This window comes from Ancylobacter terrae, assembly GCF_045108345.1.
GTDB lineage: Bacteria > Pseudomonadota > Alphaproteobacteria > Rhizobiales > Xanthobacteraceae > Ancylobacter.
This window is the reverse complement of the sequence record NZ_JBJGXH010000005.1, coordinates 229823-246815: the sequence shown is the minus strand read 5'-3', so window position 1 is coordinate 246815 and position 16993 is coordinate 229823. Positions and strand designations below refer to the sequence as shown.

At 71.7% G+C, this 16993-nt stretch carries 17 protein-coding genes; 7 read left to right on the top strand and 10 right to left on the bottom strand.

The features are described from left to right. The 7 genes from ACEUEL_RS21700 to smc all read right to left on the bottom strand — a co-directional run. On the bottom strand, positions 1-275 hold a 275-nt coding region (locus tag ACEUEL_RS21700), incomplete at its 3' end, for a beta-eliminating lyase-related protein (RefSeq protein ID WP_405710224.1). A 157-nt stretch (positions 276-432) separates the two neighbouring features. After that, positions 433-915, bottom strand: a complete 483-nt coding sequence (locus tag ACEUEL_RS21695) for a F0F1 ATP synthase subunit B family protein (protein ID WP_405710221.1) — start codon at positions 913-915, stop codon at positions 433-435. Between the two features lie 18 nt (positions 916-933). Then, positions 934-1548: a F0F1 ATP synthase subunit B gene (locus ACEUEL_RS21690; protein WP_405710218.1), complete on the bottom strand. Its 615-nt coding sequence runs from the start codon at positions 1546-1548 to the stop codon at positions 934-936. Positions 1549-1612: 64 nt separating this feature from the next. Next, positions 1613-1840, bottom strand: coding sequence for a F0F1 ATP synthase subunit C (locus ACEUEL_RS21685; protein ID WP_405710215.1), 228 nt, complete (start codon positions 1838-1840; stop codon positions 1613-1615). 77 nt (positions 1841-1917) lie between these two features. Beyond that, positions 1918-2676, bottom strand: coding sequence for a F0F1 ATP synthase subunit A (locus ACEUEL_RS21680; protein WP_405710212.1), 759 nt, complete (start codon positions 2674-2676; stop codon positions 1918-1920). A gap of 106 nt (positions 2677-2782) precedes the next feature. Continuing rightward, the gene (locus ACEUEL_RS21675; protein ID WP_405710209.1) at positions 2783-3196 is read right to left on the bottom strand and encodes an AtpZ/AtpI family protein; all 414 of its coding nucleotides are present in this window, start codon (positions 3194-3196) and stop codon (positions 2783-2785) included. 210 nt (positions 3197-3406) lie between these two features. Further along, positions 3407-6865 (bottom strand): chromosome segregation protein SMC, encoded by a 3459-nt coding sequence (smc, locus tag ACEUEL_RS21670; protein WP_405710206.1) that lies wholly within the window; start codon positions 6863-6865, stop codon positions 3407-3409. Positions 6866-7093: 228 nt separating this feature from the next. On the opposite strand from smc, the gene ACEUEL_RS21665 reads away from it, so the two are divergent. The 4 genes from ACEUEL_RS21665 to ACEUEL_RS21650 all read left to right on the top strand — a co-directional run bounded on the left by ACEUEL_RS21665 (position 7094) and on the right by ACEUEL_RS21650 (position 10844). After that, on the top strand, positions 7094-7645 hold the full coding sequence (locus ACEUEL_RS21665; RefSeq protein ID WP_405710203.1) for an Lrp/AsnC family transcriptional regulator: 552 nt from the start codon (positions 7094-7096) through the stop codon (positions 7643-7645). A 119-nt stretch (positions 7646-7764) separates the two neighbouring features. Next, positions 7765-8721 carry a DMT family transporter gene (locus ACEUEL_RS21660; RefSeq protein ID WP_405710200.1) on the top strand — a complete coding sequence of 319 codons (957 nt, stop codon included), beginning with the start codon at positions 7765-7767 and terminating at the stop codon, positions 8719-8721. A 143-nt stretch (positions 8722-8864) separates the two neighbouring features. Next, positions 8865-9524: a methyltransferase family protein gene (locus ACEUEL_RS21655; RefSeq protein ID WP_405710197.1), complete on the top strand. Its 660-nt coding sequence runs from the start codon at positions 8865-8867 to the stop codon at positions 9522-9524. A 147-nt stretch (positions 9525-9671) separates the two neighbouring features. Beyond that, positions 9672-10844 carry a site-specific DNA-methyltransferase gene (locus ACEUEL_RS21650; RefSeq protein ID WP_405710194.1) on the top strand — a complete coding sequence of 391 codons (1173 nt, stop codon included), beginning with the start codon at positions 9672-9674 and terminating at the stop codon, positions 10842-10844. Between the two features lies 1 nt (position 10845). Here the strand turns inward: ACEUEL_RS21650 and lhgO are convergent, their stop codons facing one another. Together lhgO and ACEUEL_RS21640 are read right to left on the bottom strand one after the other, a co-directional pair. Next, positions 10846-12042: an L-2-hydroxyglutarate oxidase gene (lhgO, locus tag ACEUEL_RS21645; protein ID WP_405710191.1), complete on the bottom strand. Its 1197-nt coding sequence runs from the start codon at positions 12040-12042 to the stop codon at positions 10846-10848. A 59-nt stretch (positions 12043-12101) separates the two neighbouring features. Then, a complete protein-coding gene (locus tag ACEUEL_RS21640; RefSeq protein ID WP_405710243.1) occupies positions 12102-13121 on the bottom strand; it encodes an A/G-specific adenine glycosylase in 1020 nt (339 codons plus the stop codon). A gap of 435 nt (positions 13122-13556) precedes the next feature. Here ACEUEL_RS21640 and ACEUEL_RS21635 point away from each other — a divergent pair, with 435 nt between their 5' ends. Both ACEUEL_RS21635 and ACEUEL_RS21630 read left to right on the top strand, forming a co-directional pair. After that, positions 13557-14066 (top strand): DUF721 domain-containing protein, encoded by a 510-nt coding sequence (locus tag ACEUEL_RS21635; protein ID WP_405710188.1) that lies wholly within the window; start codon positions 13557-13559, stop codon positions 14064-14066. A gap of 199 nt (positions 14067-14265) precedes the next feature. After that, positions 14266-14955 carry a DsbA family protein gene (locus ACEUEL_RS21630; protein WP_405710185.1) on the top strand — a complete coding sequence of 230 codons (690 nt, stop codon included), beginning with the start codon at positions 14266-14268 and terminating at the stop codon, positions 14953-14955. 87 nt (positions 14956-15042) lie between these two features. Here the strand turns inward: ACEUEL_RS21630 and ACEUEL_RS21625 are convergent, their stop codons facing one another. After that, positions 15043-16224 (bottom strand): PA0069 family radical SAM protein, encoded by a 1182-nt coding sequence (locus ACEUEL_RS21625; RefSeq protein WP_405710182.1) that lies wholly within the window; start codon positions 16222-16224, stop codon positions 15043-15045. 177 nt (positions 16225-16401) lie between these two features. Between ACEUEL_RS21625 and ACEUEL_RS21620 the strand changes: the two genes are divergently transcribed. After that, a complete protein-coding gene (locus ACEUEL_RS21620; protein WP_405710179.1) occupies positions 16402-16986 on the top strand; it encodes a glycosyltransferase in 585 nt (194 codons plus the stop codon). Positions 16987-16993: the final 7 nt, after the last annotated feature.

Here is a 16993-nt window from a genome sequence, read left to right as displayed (position 1 = left end):
GTCTCGACATGGGCGGAGGCGGCGCAGATCACGCTGTGGTAGGACTGGCACAGCGAGGCCAGCGCCAGCGAATTGGCCGCCGTCCCGTTGAAGACGAAGAAGACCTCGCAGCCGGTGCCGAACAGCGTGCGGAAGGCGTTCGAGGCGCGCTCGGTCCAGGCGTCGTCGCCATAGGCCACCGCCGAGCCGCCATTGGCCTGCGCCATCGCCGCCCAGGCTTCCGGGCAGATGCCGGCATAATTGTCGCTGGCGAATTGCTGATCCGTGGTGTCCACGTCGAGAACTCCTGTCCCGATCGATGCCCGGTGGGCGGGGCAGCCGCCCCGGATCGCCTCGCAGGACGCCCGACGCGGCTGACGCTGAAAACGCAAAAAGCCCGGCGGCGCCGGGCTTGATGCAGGTCGAGGGGCCGTCCTGCCGGGACGTGCCCGGTCAGTTCAGCTTGGAGCGGACGTCCGCCACCGCATTGGCCAGCACGCGGTCCGCGGTCTCGCCCACCACCTGCGCCTTGAGGAGACCCTCGGCGGCGACGACGGCGGCATCGGCGGCGGCGGCGCGCACATCGGCGAGCGCCTGCGCCTCGGCCTGGGCGATCTTCTGCTCGGCCATCCTGGTGCGCCGCGCGATCATGTCCTCGAGCTTCGCCTTGGTCTCGGCGGCAAGCCGCTCGGCCTCGGCCTTCGCCGTGTGGATGATCGCCTCGGCTTCGGCCTCGGCCTCGCGCTGGCGGCGCTTGTACTCGGCGACGAGCTTCTGCGCCTCTTCCTTCAGCCGGCGGGCTTCCTCCAGCTCGAGCCGGATCCGCTCGCCGCGCGCATCGAGCGACTTCATGATCGACTGCGGCGCGCCGGACTTCATCACGATGGCGACGAAGATCACGAACGCGACGGCGACCCAGAGTTCAGCGCTACCCATTCTGCCCTCCCGGAGCGGTCACTTGGCCATCGCGGCGTCGACGGCCGCGTCGAGCGCTTCGGGGGCGGCCGCCGTGCCGGCCAGCTCGCGGACGATGGCATCGGCGGTATCGACCGCGATGCCCTTGACGTTGGCCATCGCCGCGGTTTTGGTCGCGCCGATCTTGGCCTCCGCGGTCGCCAGCTTGTCGGCGAGTTCGGCCTCGAGCGACTTGCGACCGGCTTCCGCCTCGGCGGCGAGCTTGTCGCGCGTGTCGGTGGCGATGGCGTGCGCCTTGCCCCGTGCGCCGGCCAGCGCCTGCTCATAGGCCCGGGCCGCCGCCTCGCTGTCCGCCTTCAGCCGCGCCGCCTCGTCGAGATCATCGGCGATGCGGTCGTGCCGCTCCTCAAGGATCGTGCCGATGCGCGGCAGGGCGATGCGGCTCATCAGCCAGTAGAGCGCGCCGAAGGTGATCGCCAGCCACAGCAGCTGCGAGGGGAAGGTGTGGGCGTCGAAGGGCGGAAAGCTCGACGCGTGCGCCTCGCCCGGCGGCGTCGCGATCTCGACGCCCTCGGCCGTAAGGCCGTTGGCTCCCGCCGGCGCATGCGCCTGCGCGATCACGAAGGGAACGGCCGGAGCCGGCGTATCGGACATGGGGAAGCGTCCTCAAGCGAGACGTCGGCGCGGCGGATCCGAAGGCCCGGCCGCGCCGGACGCATCAGGCCACGAAGAGCAGGATGAGCGCGACGACCAGCGAGAAGATGCCGAGACCTTCGGCGAGCGCCGCGCCGATCAGCGCGCGGGCGAACTGGCCATCGGCCGCCGAGGGGTTGCGCAGCGCGCCGGCAACGAAATTGCCGAAGATGTTACCGACGCCGACGCCGGCGAGGCCCATGCCGAGGGTGGCGAGACCGGCGCCGAGGAACTTGGCGGCTTCCGCTTCCATGGAACTTCTCCTGTTAGATTCGCAAGATCGGGTTGAGGGCTGGATGGATGTCCCGCGACGCGCGGCCGGTGTGAGGATCAGTGTCCCGGGTGCAGGGCGTCGTTGAGATAGATGCAGGTGAGAACGGCGAAGACATAGGCCTGCAGGAAGGCGACCAGCGCCTCGAGGGCCGTCAGCGCCACCACCATGAAGAGCGGCAGAACCGCGCCGAGCGTGCCGGCGACGCCCGCGGCGCTCATCATCACGATGAAGCCGGCGAACACCTTGAGGGCGATATGACCCGCCAGCATGTTGGCGAAGAGACGCAGCGACAGGCTCACCGGGCGCGAGAGGAAGGAGACCAGCTCGATCACGACCATGAAGGGGAGCAGGAAGCCGGGCACGCCCGAGGGCACGAACAGGCGCAGGAAGTGGGTGCCGTGCCGCACGAAGCCGTAGATGATCACGGTGCCGATCACCACCAGCGCCAGCGCGGCGGTGACGATGATGTGGCTGGTGACGGTGAAGGTGTAGGGGATCAGCCCGACGAAATTCGCGACCAGCACGAAGATGAAGAGCGAGAACACCAGCGGGAAGAACTTCATGCCCTCGTTGCCGGCGGTCTGCCGCACGGTCTGGGCCACGAATTCATAGGAGAGTTCGGCCAGCGACTGCAGCCGCCCGGGCACCAGCGTGCGCCCGCGGGTGGCGTAGGTCAGGAAAAAGAACACGATCGCGACGATGCCGACCATGAAGGCGGCGGAATTGGTGAAGGCGATCTCGACGCCGCCCGGCGCCCCCAGATCCACGATCTTGTTGATGTGGAACTGATGGATCGGATCGATCTCGGTCGCCATCGCCGGTCGCTACCCTCATCGCGGCGGCACTGCCGCCCTGCCCCGTCTTCGCTCGCCATCCTCGCGGATGGTTCGCCGCTGCCGGCCGCCGAAGCCGCCGGAAATCTCACGCACCGCCCTGCGGCGGCTTGCGGCCGCCGGTTTCGCCGGCGGCGCGTACCATGTTCAGTATGCCGGCCGCAAAGCCGAGCAGCATGAACAGGATCATCCCCCAGGGCGCGATCCCCAGCAGGCGGTCGAGACCCCAACCGAGGCCCGCACCCACGAGAACCGCCGCCACGAACTCGCTTCCCAGCCGGAAGGCGAGCGTCACGCCGGACGATGTCGAGGCCGGATCCGGACCCGACGGCGCATCCTGAGCCGACCGCTCGCGGCGCACCTGCCGCAACGCCTTGTCGAGCCCGCGAAGCCTGCCGGAAAGTTCGGCGTCCTCAGCCGGTGCGCGGCGCCCGTCCTGACCGTCCGTCGACTTGCGGTCGTTCATGATGCGCGCCCAGCCCGGCCAGAGACGAAGGATCACCCAGCCCCTTTAACCGCGCCGCACCATAGTGATCGGCCCATGGGGTGTCAAGGCAACCCGATGCGCTTTTAACTTGTTGATTTATATATGAAATACCAAGATGTGGACGCTCTGTCGCAGGCGCGGCCGCGCCTTGGCGCAGCAACGGAAGGCCCGGCTCCGCGTCGGCGCGCGGAACCCGGCCTGCCGGAAGGACACCACCGGTCGCGCTCAGCTCGCTTCGCGGAAGCTCTCGGCGGTGGCGAGATCGACCGAAACCAGCCGGGAAACGCCGCGTTCGGCCATGGTGACGCCGAACAGCCGGTTCATCCGGCTCATCGTGATCGGGTTGTGGGTGATGGTGAGGAAGCGTGTCTCGGTGAGACGCTGCATCTCGTCCAGCAGATTGCAGAAGCGCTCGACATTGGCGTCGTCGAGCGGCGCGTCGACCTCGTCGAGCACGCAGATCGGCGAGGGATTGGTGAGGAACACCGCGAAGATCAGCGCCATGGAAGTGAGCGCCTGCTCGCCGCCCGACAGCAGCGACAGCGATTGCGGCTTCTTGCCGGGAGGCTTGGCGATGATGTCGAGGCCGGCTTCGAGCGGGTCGTCCGAATCGGTCAGCACCAGCTGCGCCTCGCCGCCGCCGAACAGCGTGCCGAACAGCTGGCGGAAATGCCCGTCGACGATGGCGAAGGAGGCGGCGAGCCGCTCGCGGGCCTCGCGGTTGAGGCCGGCGATGCCCTGGCGCAGCCGCTTGATCGCCTCGGTGAGGTCGTCGCGCTCGGCGGCGAGCCCCTCGTGCTGGGTCTCGACGTCCTTCAGCTCTTCTTCGGCACGCAGATTCACCGCCCCGAGCCGCTCGCGCTCGCGGCGATGGCGCTCGAGGCTTTCCTCGATGGTGGCGACGTCGGGCAACGGCGCCGCGGCATCGAGGGCGGCGATGGCGCGAGCGGTCTCCGGCGGGCCATCGAGGACGTCGGCGATCTCGCGGATCAGGTCGGCCCGGCGCTGGCGCGCCGCCTCGCCGCGCGCCTCGGCCCGGGCGGCCGCCTCCCGGCTCGCGGCCAGCGCCTCGAGCGCCCGGCGCGCCGCGGCGTCGGACTGACCCGCCTCGGTCTCGGCGGCGACGAGGCGGTCGGCGGCGTCGCGACGGTTCGTTTCCGCCCGCGCGGTTTCGCCCAGCAAAGCGCGGCGGCGCTCGGCAAAGGCGTCGGGCGCGTCCTCCAGCGCCGCGCGCTCGTCGGCGGCCTCCCGGCGGCGCGCCTCAAGCGCGGCGAGGCGGTCGCCGGTGCCGCCGGCCCGGGCCTGCCAGGAGGACCGCTCGGCGGCGATGGCCTGGAGCCGGCGCAGGCGCTGCTCGCGCTCGCGCGCCGCACCGTCGGCGGCCGCGCGCGCCTCGGCCAGCGCGGCGCGGTCCTGGGCGAGAGCGAGGCGGGCGTCCGCCACCGCCGTCTCGGCATCGGCGAGCGCGGGGTGTTCATCGAGCGCCTGCCGGGTTTCGATCAGGCGGGCGGCCAGCGTTTCGTGCTCGTCCCCGAGCCGGGCGCGGCTGTCGGCGAGCGCGTCGAGCCGGGCGGCCTGCTCGGCGGCGGCGCGTTCGAGCCGGGCGCGCTCCTCGCGGGCCTGCTCGGCGGTGCGCAGCGCGGCGCGGCGGGCGTCGCGGGCGGAGGTCTCGCGCGAGCCGGCAGCGCGCAGCTGCGCCTCCGCCGCCTGCAGCCCCGCGCGGGCCGCCGCGACGTCCTGCTGCGCGAGCGCAAGCTCCGCGTGGATGTCGGCGAGACGGTTGCGCTCGGCGAGGCGGCGGGCGGCCGGGGTGGGCGCATCGGCGGCGGCGCGGAACCCGTCCCAGCGCCAGAGGTCGCCCTCGCGGGAAACGAGGCGCTGGCCGGGCCGCAGACGGGCCGCCGCGGCGGCCCCTTCAGCGCGCGCCACGACGCCGACCTGCGCCAGGCGCCGCGCCAGTTCGGCCGGCGCCTCGACAAAGGCGGCCAGAGGCTCGGCGCCGGCGGGCAAAGCCGGATCGCCGGACGGGGCGGCGGCGAGAAGGCTCCAGCCCACGGGCGCGGCCTCGTCGGCCGGCGCGTCGAGATCGTCGCCCAGGGCAGCGCCGAGCGCCGTCTCATAGCCGCGGGCGACGCGGATGGCGTCGATCACCGGCGGCCATTTCCGCGCGCTGCCGACGTCGAGCAGCTTGGCGAGGGTGCGGGCCTCGGTATCGAGGCGCTGGGCGCGCTTCTCCGCGTCGGCGAGCGGACGGCGGGCGTGGTCGAGCGCCGCGCGGGCGGCGGCATGGGCGGCCTCGGCCTCCTGCGCCAGCGCCTCGGCCTCCTCGAACACCTCCTGCGCCGCATCCGCGCGCCCGACCGCGCGCTCGAGGCCGAGCGCCGCCTCGCTCGAACGCAGGCTCGCCTCCTGCGCATCGAGCGCCGCGAGGTCGCGGGCGAGGCGGGCGAGGCGCTCGGTCTCGTCCCGCAGTGCGCGCTCCAGCGCCCCGCGCCGGGCGGCGCGATCGGCGCTCGCCGCGGTGATTTCCGCAAACGCCTTCTCGGAGGCCGCCAGAGCGGCGGCGGCGGTCTCGGCGCGGGCGGCAAGCCCGGCCTCGCGGTCGGCGCCGGCGGCTTGCTCGTCCTCCAGCGTCACCGCCTCCTCGGCGAGCTGTTCCAGCACCGAGGTCGCATCGGAAGCCAGCGCCTGCTCGCGCTCCATGTCGCCCGCGAGCTGCTTCAGGCGCCGGTCGAGCTCCTCCCGCCGCGTCGCGGCACGCGCCTCCTCGCGGTCGAGCTCGCCGCGGGCAAGGGTGAGGCGCTGCAGCGCCGCGGCGGCGGCGGCGTCCGCCTCGCGCAGGGCGGGCAGGGCATGGGCGGCGACGGCGGCGTTGCGGGCGGCCTCGCCCTGGGCGCGGGTGCACTCGGCCACCTCGCGAAGGGCGAGATCATGCGCGCGCTCGGCCTCCGTCACCGCCGCGGCGGCCTCCAGCCAGCGCAGCCAGAGCAGCGTCGCCTCCGCCCGGCGGATGTCGGTGGAGAGCGCGCGGTAGCGCGAGGCCTGCCGCGACTGGCGGCGCAACGCCTCGAGCTGGCCGCCGATCTGGCCGATCACGTCGTCGAGGCGCTGCAGGTTGGCCTCGGCGGCGCGCAGGCGCATCTCGGCCTCGTGGCGGCGGGCGTGCAGCCCCGCGACGCCGGCGGCCTCCTCCAGGATGCGCCGGCGGGCGCCCGGCTTCGAGCCGACGATCTCGCCGATCTGGCCCTGCCGCACCATGGCGGGCGAGCGCGAGCCGGAGGAGGCGTCGGCGAACAGGATCTGCACGTCGCGGGCGCGCGCCTCGCGTCCGTTGATGCGGTAGGCCGAGCCGGCCTCGCGCTCGATCCGGCGGGACACTTCCAGATGATCGGCATCGTTGAAGATGGCCGGGGCCGAACGGTCGGCATTGTCGACGAACAGCACCACCTCGGCGGTGTTGCGGGCGGGACGGTTGGTGGTGCCGCCGAAGATGACGTCGTCCATGCCTTCGGCGCGCATGGCCTTGTAGGAGCTTTCGCCCATCACCCAGCGCATGGCCTCGACGAGGTTCGACTTGCCGCAGCCGTTCGGGCCGACGATGCCGGTGAGGCCCGGCTCGATCAGCATCTCGGTCGGCTCGACGAACGTCTTGAAGCCGGTGAGGCGCAGACGGATGAACTTCATGGCGATCCTTGCGGCAAGGATTGAAGCGTGCCCCGATCGACCCACAAGTGCAAGTGGTCGAGCGTCCACGATCCACGACATGTTGATGTTCCGCGGGCGGCCTGACGGTTGCATGGGCGCCGCTGGTCGAAGGCGGCATTGCCGGCGGATCGCCGAGAGGTGCATCCTGCCGGCAAGCATCTCACAAGCGGCATGTTCTGCCGCTCTGGGACACAGGAAAGGCAGAACATGCGGCCAGTCGCGCTCGACACCTTCGATCTGCGCATCCTGCGGGAGTTGCAGCAGGACGGGCGGCTGACCAATGCCGAACTCGCCGAGCGGATCGGGCTGTCGCCCTCCCCCTGCCTGCGCCGGACCCGCCGGCTGGAAGAGGAGGGGCTGATCGCCGCCTACCAGGCCCGGCTCGATTCGCGACGGCTCGGCCTCGGCGTGTTCGCCTTCATCCACGTGCATCTGGAGCGGCAGGTCGAGGAGGCCGCGCGTGGCTTCGAAGCCGCCGTTCTCGCCCTGCCGCAGGTGGTGGCGTGCGACAGTGTCACCGGCGACAGCGACTATCTCCTGCAGGTGGCGTGCGAGGATCTCGAGGCCTTCGCGCATTTCGCCCATGACGTCCTCATGGGCCTGCCCGGCGTGCGCGGGGTGCGCTCCTCGCTGGCGCTGAAGCGGGTGAAGGAAGCCCGCGCGCTGCCGCTGGAGCATCTGCGCCCGAGCGCGACGTCCACCGACGCCGCTGCCGAAAAAACAGGCGCGGGCAATTCAGGCGCACGAATGCGGCGCTGAGCGGCAGATTCTGCCGAGCACGCCGCTGGCGCGCCCCCAGAACGCAAGGACATGCCGGGTTAGGTCAACTACACTGACCTATATCGGCCGCATGAGGCGGCGACACCCCGGAGGAAGTCATGGCGTTCACCGCGGACACCCTCTCGCCCGTGCTGACGGGCAATGCCGGCGCTCTCGCTGCCCGCACGCCCTTGCTGTCGCCGAACGGCGCCGCCGCGCTCATGCTGGCGGGCGCCGCGCTGTTCTGGTCCGGCAACTTCCTCGCCGGGCGGCTGGTCGCCGACACGCTGCCGCCGGCCGCCTTCTCGGCCGCCCGCTGGATTCTCGCCCTCGCCCTGCTGCTGCCGTTCACGATCCGCGAGATCCACGGCCAGCGCCGGGAACTCGTTGCGCGCTGGCCGCTCTGGGCGGCAGCCGGCGTCCTCAACATCTGCGTCTTCACGGTGCTGATCTATGCCGGCCTCGCCCATACGAGCCTCGTCAACGGCTCGCTGATCGGGGCGAGCGCGCCGATCGTGGTCGGGCTGCTCGGCTGGCTGGTGCTGCGGGAGCGGGCGAGCCTGCGCCAGCGCCTCGCGCTGTGGGTCTCGACGCTCGGCATCGGCCTCATCGTCATCCGCGGCGATGTCGCCCACCTGGCGGCGCTCTCGTTCAACCGCGGCGATCTCGTGCTGTTTCTCGGCATCTCGGCCTTCGCGCTCTACACGGTTCTGCTCAAGCGCTTCCCGAGCCGCCTGTCGGCGGCGGCGGCGCTGACGGTGAGCGTGCCGTTCGGCCTCATCGCCCTGCTGCCCTTCGCCGCCGGCGAGATCATCGCGAGCGGCATCGGCCTCGACGCCTTCGTCAAGGCGGCCCCCGTCATCCTCTATGTCGGCACGCTGCCCACCATCGGGTTCGTGCTCTGGGCGCGCGGCGTCGCCGTGCTCGGGCCGATGCGGGCGGGCCAGTTCCTGCAGCTGGTGCCGGTGTTCGGCGCGGCGCTGGCGGTGGGCCTGCTGGGGGAGAGCCTGCATCTCTACCACGGCGCCGGGCTGGCGCTGGTTCTCGGCGGGCTGGTGCTGCGCGACAACGGCTGACGGTGCGGTATCCGGGAAATCGCCTAACGGCGGAGAATCTGCCGGCGCGCCTTGAAAAAGCCGGGACGGCACCGTTCCAGATAGAGCGCAAGGAGGTCGCGCCGGAATCGCCGGCGCCGGCCCTGCCGCCCCCCGGAATCGCCATGACCACGCCCCCCGACGCCACCTCCACTCCCGCGCCCAAATCGTCCATCAACCTCTCGGCCGTGCAGGGCGCGCGCAAGACCGTGCTGTTCGCGCTCGGCGCCGCCGCCGTCGCCATCCTGCTGTTCGGCCACTCGGTCTGGCCGGACGAGGAAGACGGCATCCACGAGCTGATCGAGCAGATCGGCCTCGTCCTGCTCATCGTCGCGATCGTCGGGCGCACCTGGTGCTCGCTCTACATCAGCGGGCGCAAGAAGCTGACCATCGTCGACGTCGGCCCCTATTCGATCTCCCGCAACCCGCTCTACGTCTTCTCCTTCATCGGCGCGACCGGCGCGGGCGCGCAGTTCGGCAGCGTCACCGCCGCGTTCGCCGCCTGCCTCGTCACCATCGTGGTGTTCTATGTCGTGGTGCGGAAGGAAGAGCGCTTCCTGGCCGAGACCTTCGGCCAGACCTACCTCGACTATGTCGCGCGGGTGCCGCGCTTCCTCCCGAAGTTCAGCCTGTGGCGCAACGTGGCGACGCTGGAGATCCGGCCGCCGCTGGTGGCGCGCACCTTCCTCGATGCCTGCGTGTTCCTCGCCGCGCTGCCGATCGCCGAGGGCATCGAGTATCTTCAGTCGACCGGGGTGCTGCCGGTCTGGTGGGTCGTTCCCTGAGCGTGCCGACGGGGCACGCACCGCGCCGGGAGGGGGAAGCAGCGGACGATCCTGCAAATGATCGCGGATCGCTTTACCCTGTCTTTACCCTGACCGACGGACATTGTGGACGCAGTCGTCGGCGTTCTCGGTGTCGGGTTCAGTTCCATGAGTATCGTGCGTAACGTGGGGAGTCGCCGTTTGGGCGCTTCCCGCCTTTCCGGTCCGGCCAATGCGGCCGATCTTCCCCTCGACACCCTGATCCATGGCGACTGCGTGGCCGCGCTGTCGCGGTTGCCGGCCCATTCGGTCGACCTCGTCTTCGCCGATCCGCCCTATAATCTCCAGCTCCAGGGCGAGTTGAAGCGGCCGGACGACAGCCGGGTCGATGCGGTCGACGATGCCTGGGACAAGTTCGAGAGCTTCGAGGCCTATGACGCCTTCACCCGTGCCTGGCTGCTGGCGGTGCGCCGGGTGCTGAAGCCGACCGGCACGCTGTGGGTGATCGGCTCCTACCACAACATCTTCCGCGTCGGCTCGATGTTGCAGGACCTCAATTTCTGGATCCTCAACGACATCGTCTGGCGCAAGACCAACCCGATGCCGAATTTCCGCGGCCGGCGCTTCACCAATGCCCACGAAACCCTGATCTGGGCGGCGCGCGAGCCGGGGGCGAAGGGCTATGCCTTCAACTACGAGGCGCTGAAGGCCGGCAACGAAGACGTGCAGGTGCGATCGGACTGGCTGTTCCCGATCTGCTCCGGCGGCGAGCGGCTGAAGGATGGCGAGGGCCGCAAGGCGCATCCCACCCAGAAGCCGGAAGCGCTGATCGCCCGCATCCTGCTGTCCGCCTCGCGGCCGGGCGACGTCGTGCTCGATCCCTTCCTCGGCTCCGGCACGACGGCGGCGGTGGCGAAGAAGCTGCACCGCCGCTTCATCGGCATCGAGCGCGACCGCGACTACCTCGCCGCCGCGCAGGCGCGCGTCGACGCGGCCGAAGCGCTGCCGGAATCGGCGATCACCCTCGCGCCCAGCGCGCGCGAAGCCCCGCGGGTCGCCTTCGCCTCGCTGGTCGAGCGCGGGCTGGTGACGCCCGGCACGCTGCTGACCGATGCGCGCGGCGGGGTGCGGGCGCTGGTGCGGGCGGACGGCACGCTCTCGCTGGAGACCGCGCCCGGTCTCGGCCAGGTCGGCTCCATCCACCGCGCCGGCGCGCTGGCGCAGGGCGCCGAAGCCTGCAACGGCTGGACGTTCTGGCATATCGAGACGCGGGAGGGACGCACGCCGATCGACAGCCTGCGCGCCGTCGTCCGGTCCGAAATGGCGATGGCGGCCGAATAGCTCAGCCGTTCTTGCCCAGCACCCGGTCGGCGATCATGGCGGCGATCGGCATCGCCGAGGTCGCGGCCGGCGAGGGCGCGTTGCCGACATGCAGCATGCGCGGCGTGTCGATGAACAGGAAATCCTGCACCAGCGCGCCGTCGGCCATCACCGCCTGGGCGCGGATGCCGGCCTCGCGCGGCAGCAGGTCGGCGACGGTGAGATCCGGGCAGTATTTCCGGCACAGCTCCAGATAGCGCCGTTTCGAGAGCGAGTTCCACATCTCGTCCAGCGCCGAGCGCCAGTTGCGCCCGGCCATGCGCCAGAAGCCGGGAAATCCGGCGTAATTGGCGATATCGGCGATATCCGCGCCGGTCTTGGCGTATTTCTCCCGCGCGAAACCGAGCACCGCATTGGGCCCGAGCGTCATCGCGCCGTCGATGGTGGGCGTGAGGTGCACGCCGAGAAAGGGCAGATCGGGGTCCGGCACCGGATAGATCATCGCGTGGACGATGCCGGACTTCTCCGGCACGAGGTCGTAATACTCGCCGCGGAAGGGCACGATGCGGTGCCGGATGGCGAGGCCCGACTGCTGCGCGAGCCGGTCGGACTGCAGCCCGGCGCAGGCGACCAGCTTGCGGCAGCGCCACGTCGCCGCCGCGCTCTCGACCACCACCGCGTCCGTCTCCTCGACGATCCGCGTCACCGGCGTGGAGAGGCGGATGGTGCCGCCTTTCGCCCGGATGCGCTCCGCCATCGCCGCGCATACCCGGCGATAGTCGACGATGCCGCTCTCCTTGACGAACAGGCCGCCGAGGCCGGCGACGTTCGGCTCGCGCCGGCGCAGCTCGGCGCCGTCCAGCCGCTCCACGATGATGCCGTTCTGCGCGGCGTTGAGCTCAAGGGCGTTCATGCGGGCGAGTTCGAGCTCGCTGGTGGCGACCACGATCTTGCCGCGCACCTCGAAGGGGATGCCGGCCTCGGCGCAGAAGCGCTTGGTCGCCTCTGCGCCCCGCCGGCAGAGGTCGGCCTTCAGGCTGCCGGGCTTGTAGTAGATGCCGGCATGGATGACGCCGCTGTTGTGGCCGGTCTGGTGCCGGCCGAGGCTCGCTTCCTTCTCGACGAGGATCACCCCGGCGCCGGGGCGGCGGTCGAGCAGTTCGAGCGCGGTGGCGAGACCGACGATGCCGCCGCCGACAACGCAGAAATCATGGATCATCGCTTCACCATCCCGCCCGCTTCGCCGTGCTGCCTGCATCAGGGCCGGCCCATGGCTTGTCAATCGCCGCCGGCATCGGAGCCGTGCGCCAGCACCTTGCGCATCAGGCTGGGAAACGCCTCGCCCGCCAGATCGCGCGCGCTCACCCAGCGATGGCCCGCCGGTGCTGGAGCGGCCGCGGGCACATCCGCCCGCCAGACCCCGAGTTCCAGCGCGAAATGGCTGAAGACATGGCTCACCGTACCGGCGAGCGGGCGCCAATCCGCGGCGATCGGCAGCCACTCCTGCGCCTCCACCTCCGGCGGCGCCGCGCCACCCCGCGCGAGGCGCGCGTCCCATGGCGTCGAGGGCACCTCGGCCATGCCGCCGAGCAGACCCTTGGGCGGACGGTTGCGCACGAGCACGGCGCCGTCCGCCCGCACCGCCAGGAAGGCGATGCCCCGGCGGGTCGGACGGAGCGCGTTCGCCGCCTTCAGCGGGTAGCGCTCCGGCGCGCCCTGTGCGTGCGCGGCGCAGGCCTGCCGCCACGGGCAGCGCGGGCAGGCGGGGCTGCGCGGCGTGCACAGGGTCGCGCCGAGATCCATCATCGCCTGCGCGAAATCGCCGTGGCGCGCGTCGGGGAGCAACGTTCCGGCGAGCGCCTTCAACCGCGGCTTCGCCCGCGGCAGCGGCTCGTCGACGGCGAAGACGCGGGCAATGACCCGCTCCCAGTTGCCATCGACCGGCGCGGCGCGCCGGTCATACGCGATCGCGGCGATCGCGGCGGCGGTGTAGGGGCCGATGCCGGGCAGCGCCAACAGCGCCGCCTCGTCGTCCGGAAAGCGGCCGCCATGGCGCTGCACGACGGCCTGCACGCAGGCATGCAGGTTGCGCGCGCGGGCGTAATAGCCGAGCCCGGCCCAGGCCCGCAGCACGTCGTCGAGCGGGGCCCGGGCGAGGGCGCCGACATCCGGCCAGCGGGTGAGGAAGGCGGTGAAATAGGGCCCGACCGTCACGACCGTGGTCTGCTGCAGCATGATTTCCGACAGGAAGACGCGATAGGGGTCGGCGCGCTCGCCCGGCTCGGCGCGCCAGGGCAGCCGCCGCCGATGGCGGTCGTACCAGGCGAGGAGGAGCGCCGGGTCGGGTCGCGCGGGCGGCGCTCCCCCGCCCGCCGACGAGGGCGGTGCGCCCGCATCCCGGACGTCGACCTGCCGGACGTCCACCTGCCGAACGCCCCCGTCCGGGGCCTCCGCGTCCGCGATCTCCGCGTGCCCCGGGTGCTCGTCGGCCGGCGCAGGTCGGCCGGAAGCGGCAACGCGCCGCGGCCCGCGCACCCGGTGCTGCGCGTTCCGGTAGGCGGCGCTCTTTCGCGCCTGCCGCCGCGCTGCTAGCGTCGTCGCTGTCGGATCGGATGTCTCGGCCATGGCGTCCCGGCGTGTTCGGCGGCGAGCCTGCGCCGGCTCGGGCGCGGCACGCAACGGGAATCTGGCCGCGACGGCCGGACACCGTCTCTTCTCGGGAGCCGTACAGGCATGGCACCACCCCCCGGCCCTCGCCGCAGCGCCCGTCCGCTCGCCGACCTGATCGGGGCGACGATCGCGGAGAGCTGCGCCCGGCGCGGCCTCGCCTCGGTCGAGATCGTCACCCACTGGCCCGAGATCGTCGGCGAGACGCTGGCCGCCCGGGCGCGGCCGATGCGCCTCGCCTGGCCGGCACGGGGAGACGCCCAGGGAACCGGCGTGCTGCATGTGCGGATCGAGGGCGGCCACGCCATCGAACTCCAGCATGACGCCCCGATCGTGATCGAGCGCATCAACGGCTATTTCGGCTGGCGCTGCGTCGGCCGCATTGCCCTGCAACAGGGTCCGGTGGCGCCGGCGCGCGCGGTACGGCAGCGGCGGCGCGAGCCCGATGCCGACGCGGTGGCGCGCGTCGCCGGCAAGCTCGGCGCTTTCGAGGATCCCGCTCTCGGCGCGGCGCTGGCCCGCCTCGGCGCGCTGGTCGCGGCCGCCAAGGCGGCGAAAACGACCCCGGTGCGGTGACGCCGCCCTGGTCGTGACGTCCTGCCGTTACGTCATGTCGGGCCGCCGGCGTGCGGGCCGCAAATCCTTCACGCAGCAGTGACCTTCGGGCATTCCGCCGTACCGTTGCCATGATCGCGCGATGGCTATAACGCCTAGCCCCGAGCGCCGCGTCCGCACCCGGCGGACCGCTGCATCCGCCTCACTGGAGATACCGTCCATGCCGATCGACCGCCGCCGCTTCCTGGAAGGGGTCGGGGCCTTCGCCCTCACCGGTGCCGCCCTGTTCGCCCTGGCCAGCCCCGGCCCGGCCGGCTTCGGCTCGCTGTCCTTCATCGGCTCGGCCAACGCGCAGACGATCAGCGACGTCAAGCTGATGGCGCCCGGCCCGCTGCCCGACATCGTGCTCGGCAAGGCGGATGCGCCGGTGACCATCGTCGAGTACGCCTCGATGACCTGCAGCCACTGCGCCCATTTCCACACCACCACCTATCCGGTGCTGAAAGAGAAATACATCGACACCGGCAAGGTGAAGCTGATCCTGCGCGAGTTCCCGCTCGACATCGTTGCCAAGGCGGCGTTCATGCTGGCCCGCTGCGCCGGCAACGACAAATACTACCCGATGGTGACGACGCTGTTCGAGACGCAGCGCAGCTGGGCGGGCGCCAAGGATCCGGCGGCCGCGCTGCTGGCCGTCGCCAAGCAGGCGGGCATGACCGAACAGCAGTTCAACGCCTGCCTCGCCGACACCACGCTCGCCGCCAATGTCGACGCGGTCTCGCGCAAGGGCGCCACCGAGTTCGGCGTCGATTCGACCCCCACCTTCTTCATCAACGGCAAGAAGGTGCAGGGCGCGCTGAGCCCCGAGGACCTCGACAAGGAACTCGCGCCGCTGCTCGGCTCGAACTGAGCGCGGCCGCGACGGCCTGGCCGCAGCGGCGAGGGGAGTTCAGGCCGGGCGGCTCGCGCTGCCCCGCTCCGCCCGCCTGCGCGCGGGTCAGCGTCCCTCCTCGCCGAACAGCGACAATTGCGTGCCGGCGGCGGCCGGGCGGCGGAAATGCCGGGTGGTCAGCCGGTTCTGCCGCCGGTTGAGGCCCAGCCGCTCCACCGCGATCTCGAAGCGGCGGCCGATGGTCCAGGCATAGGGTCCCGAACCCTTCATGCGCTGGCCGAAGGTGGAATCATATTCCTTGCCGCCGTGCAGCTCGCGCACCAGCGACAGCACGTGGCGGTAGCGGTCGGGGTAGTGGGCGAGCAGCCATTCCTTGAACAGGTCGCGGATCTCGAGCGGCAGCCTCAGCATCACATAGCCGGCCTCGGACACGCCCGCCGCCGCCGCGGCATCGAGGATGCGCTCGATCTCCGCATCGGTCACCACCGGGATGACGGGGGCCACCAGCACCGCCGTCGGCACGCCGGCCTCGGAGAGGCGGCGCAGCGTGTCGATGCGCCGCATCGGCGTCGCCGCGCGCGGCTCCATCCGGCGGGCGAGGCCTGCATCGAGCGACGTCACCGAGAGCGCCACCTTGACGAGGCCGCGTTCGGCCATCGGCGCGAGGATGTCGAGATCGCGCAGGATCAGCGACGACTTGGTGACGATGCCGACCGGATGGCCGAAATCGCGCAGCACCTCCAGGATCCGCCGGGTCAGCCGCCATTCCCGCTCGATCGGCTGATAGGAATCCGTGTTGATGCCGAGCGCGATGGTGCGCGGCTCGTAGCCCGGACGGGCGAGTTCGCGCGCCAGCAGCTCGGGCGCGTCCGGCTTGGCGAAGAGCCGGGTCTCGAAATCGAGGCCGGCGGACAGGCCCTGATAGGCATGGGTCGGTCGCGCGAAGCAATAGACGCAACCATGCTCGCAGCCCCGATAGGGATTGATCGACCGGTCAAAGCCGACATCGGGCGATTCGTTGCGGTTGATGATGGTGCGGGCGCGCTCGGGCGTCACCGTGGTGCGGAACGGCGGCAGATCGTCGAGGCTCTGCCAGCCATCGTCGAACGCCTCCCGCGCGCGCGGCTCGAAGCGGCCGGCGGCATTGGACAGGGTTCCCCGGCCGCGGCGGCGCTCCGCATCGATGGCCGGCGCGGGAATCGCGTCGGGCTCCGGCGGCGGGGCGGCCCGCTCCTCGGCAAGGCGGCCGAGAATGCGGGCGGCGCGCGGCCGCTTCGCCGGGATCATAACGGGAGGGCTTTCGTCGGATCGGACTCGCATGGCCGCAAACTAGCCAATCGTCCGGAACATAGCAAGAACATCGGCCACGGTTTCCGGTTCCGCCTGTACGCCCGAGCCGGCGTGCTGTAGGCAGCACAAGGCTTTGCGGGCGGCTTGCCATCGCCATGGGAGGGGAAGGCAGGCGTGATTTCGGTCGTGATCCCCACCCATGGCCAGGAGGGTCGGCTGATACCGACGCTGGCCGCGCTGGTGCCGGGCGCCGCCGCCGGCATCGTCCGCGAGGTGCTGCTGGTCGACAGCGGCGCGCATGAATCCGTCGCCGAGATCGCCGATGCCGCCGGCTGCGAGTATCTGCACGGTCCATCCGACCCCGGGGCCCGGCTACGGCAGGGCGCGGCGGCGGCGCGGGCGGCCTGGCTGATGTTTCTCGAGCCGAGCGGGGTGCTGCAGGAGGGCTGGCCGCGCGACGTCCGGGCCTTCATCGATCAGGCCGAGCGCAGCGGCGCGACGGACCGCCGGGCTGCCACGTTCCGCATGGCGCTGGACGGCTTCGGCGTGCGCCCCCGGCTGCGCGAGGCGGCCGCGGTGGCCCGCCATGCCCTCACCGGACGGCCGCGCCCCGAGCAGGGGCTCATCATCCATCGCCGCCTCTACGACGCGCTGGGCGGGCATGGCGCGGGGGCGCAGGCCGGGCGGCGGCTGTTCGCGCGGATCGGACGGGGACGGCTGCTGCTGCTGCGTTCGCAGATGCTGTTGCCGGACGCCTGAGAGCGCC

Excerpts from the sequence above, each read along its gene's own strand:
- ACEUEL_RS21695 (WP_405710221.1), bottom strand. The coding sequence starts at position 915 with ATGGGTAGCGCTGAACTCTGGGTCGCCGTCGCGTTCGTGATCTTCGTC.
- ACEUEL_RS21690 (WP_405710218.1), bottom strand. The coding sequence starts at position 1,548 with ATGTCCGATACGCCGGCTCCGGCCGTTCCCTTCGTGATCGCGCAGGCG.
- ACEUEL_RS21685 (WP_405710215.1), bottom strand. The coding sequence starts at position 1,840 with ATGGAAGCGGAAGCCGCCAAGTTCCTCGGCGCCGGTCTCGCCACCCTC.
- ACEUEL_RS21680 (WP_405710212.1), bottom strand. The coding sequence starts at position 2,676 with ATGGCGACCGAGATCGATCCGATCCATCAGTTCCACATCAACAAGATC.
- smc (WP_405710206.1), bottom strand. The coding sequence starts at position 6,865 with ATGAAGTTCATCCGTCTGCGCCTCACCGGCTTCAAGACGTTCGTCGAG.
- ACEUEL_RS21665 (WP_405710203.1), top strand. The coding sequence starts at position 7,094 with ATGCGGCCAGTCGCGCTCGACACCTTCGATCTGCGCATCCTGCGGGAG.
- ACEUEL_RS21660 (WP_405710200.1), top strand. The coding sequence starts at position 7,765 with ATGGCGTTCACCGCGGACACCCTCTCGCCCGTGCTGACGGGCAATGCC.
- ACEUEL_RS21655 (WP_405710197.1), top strand. The coding sequence starts at position 8,865 with ATGACCACGCCCCCCGACGCCACCTCCACTCCCGCGCCCAAATCGTCC.
- ACEUEL_RS21650 (WP_405710194.1), top strand. The coding sequence starts at position 9,672 with ATGAGTATCGTGCGTAACGTGGGGAGTCGCCGTTTGGGCGCTTCCCGC.
- lhgO (WP_405710191.1), bottom strand. The coding sequence starts at position 12,042 with ATGATCCATGATTTCTGCGTTGTCGGCGGCGGCATCGTCGGTCTCGCC.
- ACEUEL_RS21635 (WP_405710188.1), top strand. The coding sequence starts at position 13,557 with ATGGCACCACCCCCCGGCCCTCGCCGCAGCGCCCGTCCGCTCGCCGAC.
- ACEUEL_RS21630 (WP_405710185.1), top strand. The coding sequence starts at position 14,266 with ATGCCGATCGACCGCCGCCGCTTCCTGGAAGGGGTCGGGGCCTTCGCC.
- ACEUEL_RS21625 (WP_405710182.1), bottom strand. The coding sequence starts at position 16,224 with ATGATCCCGGCGAAGCGGCCGCGCGCCGCCCGCATTCTCGGCCGCCTT.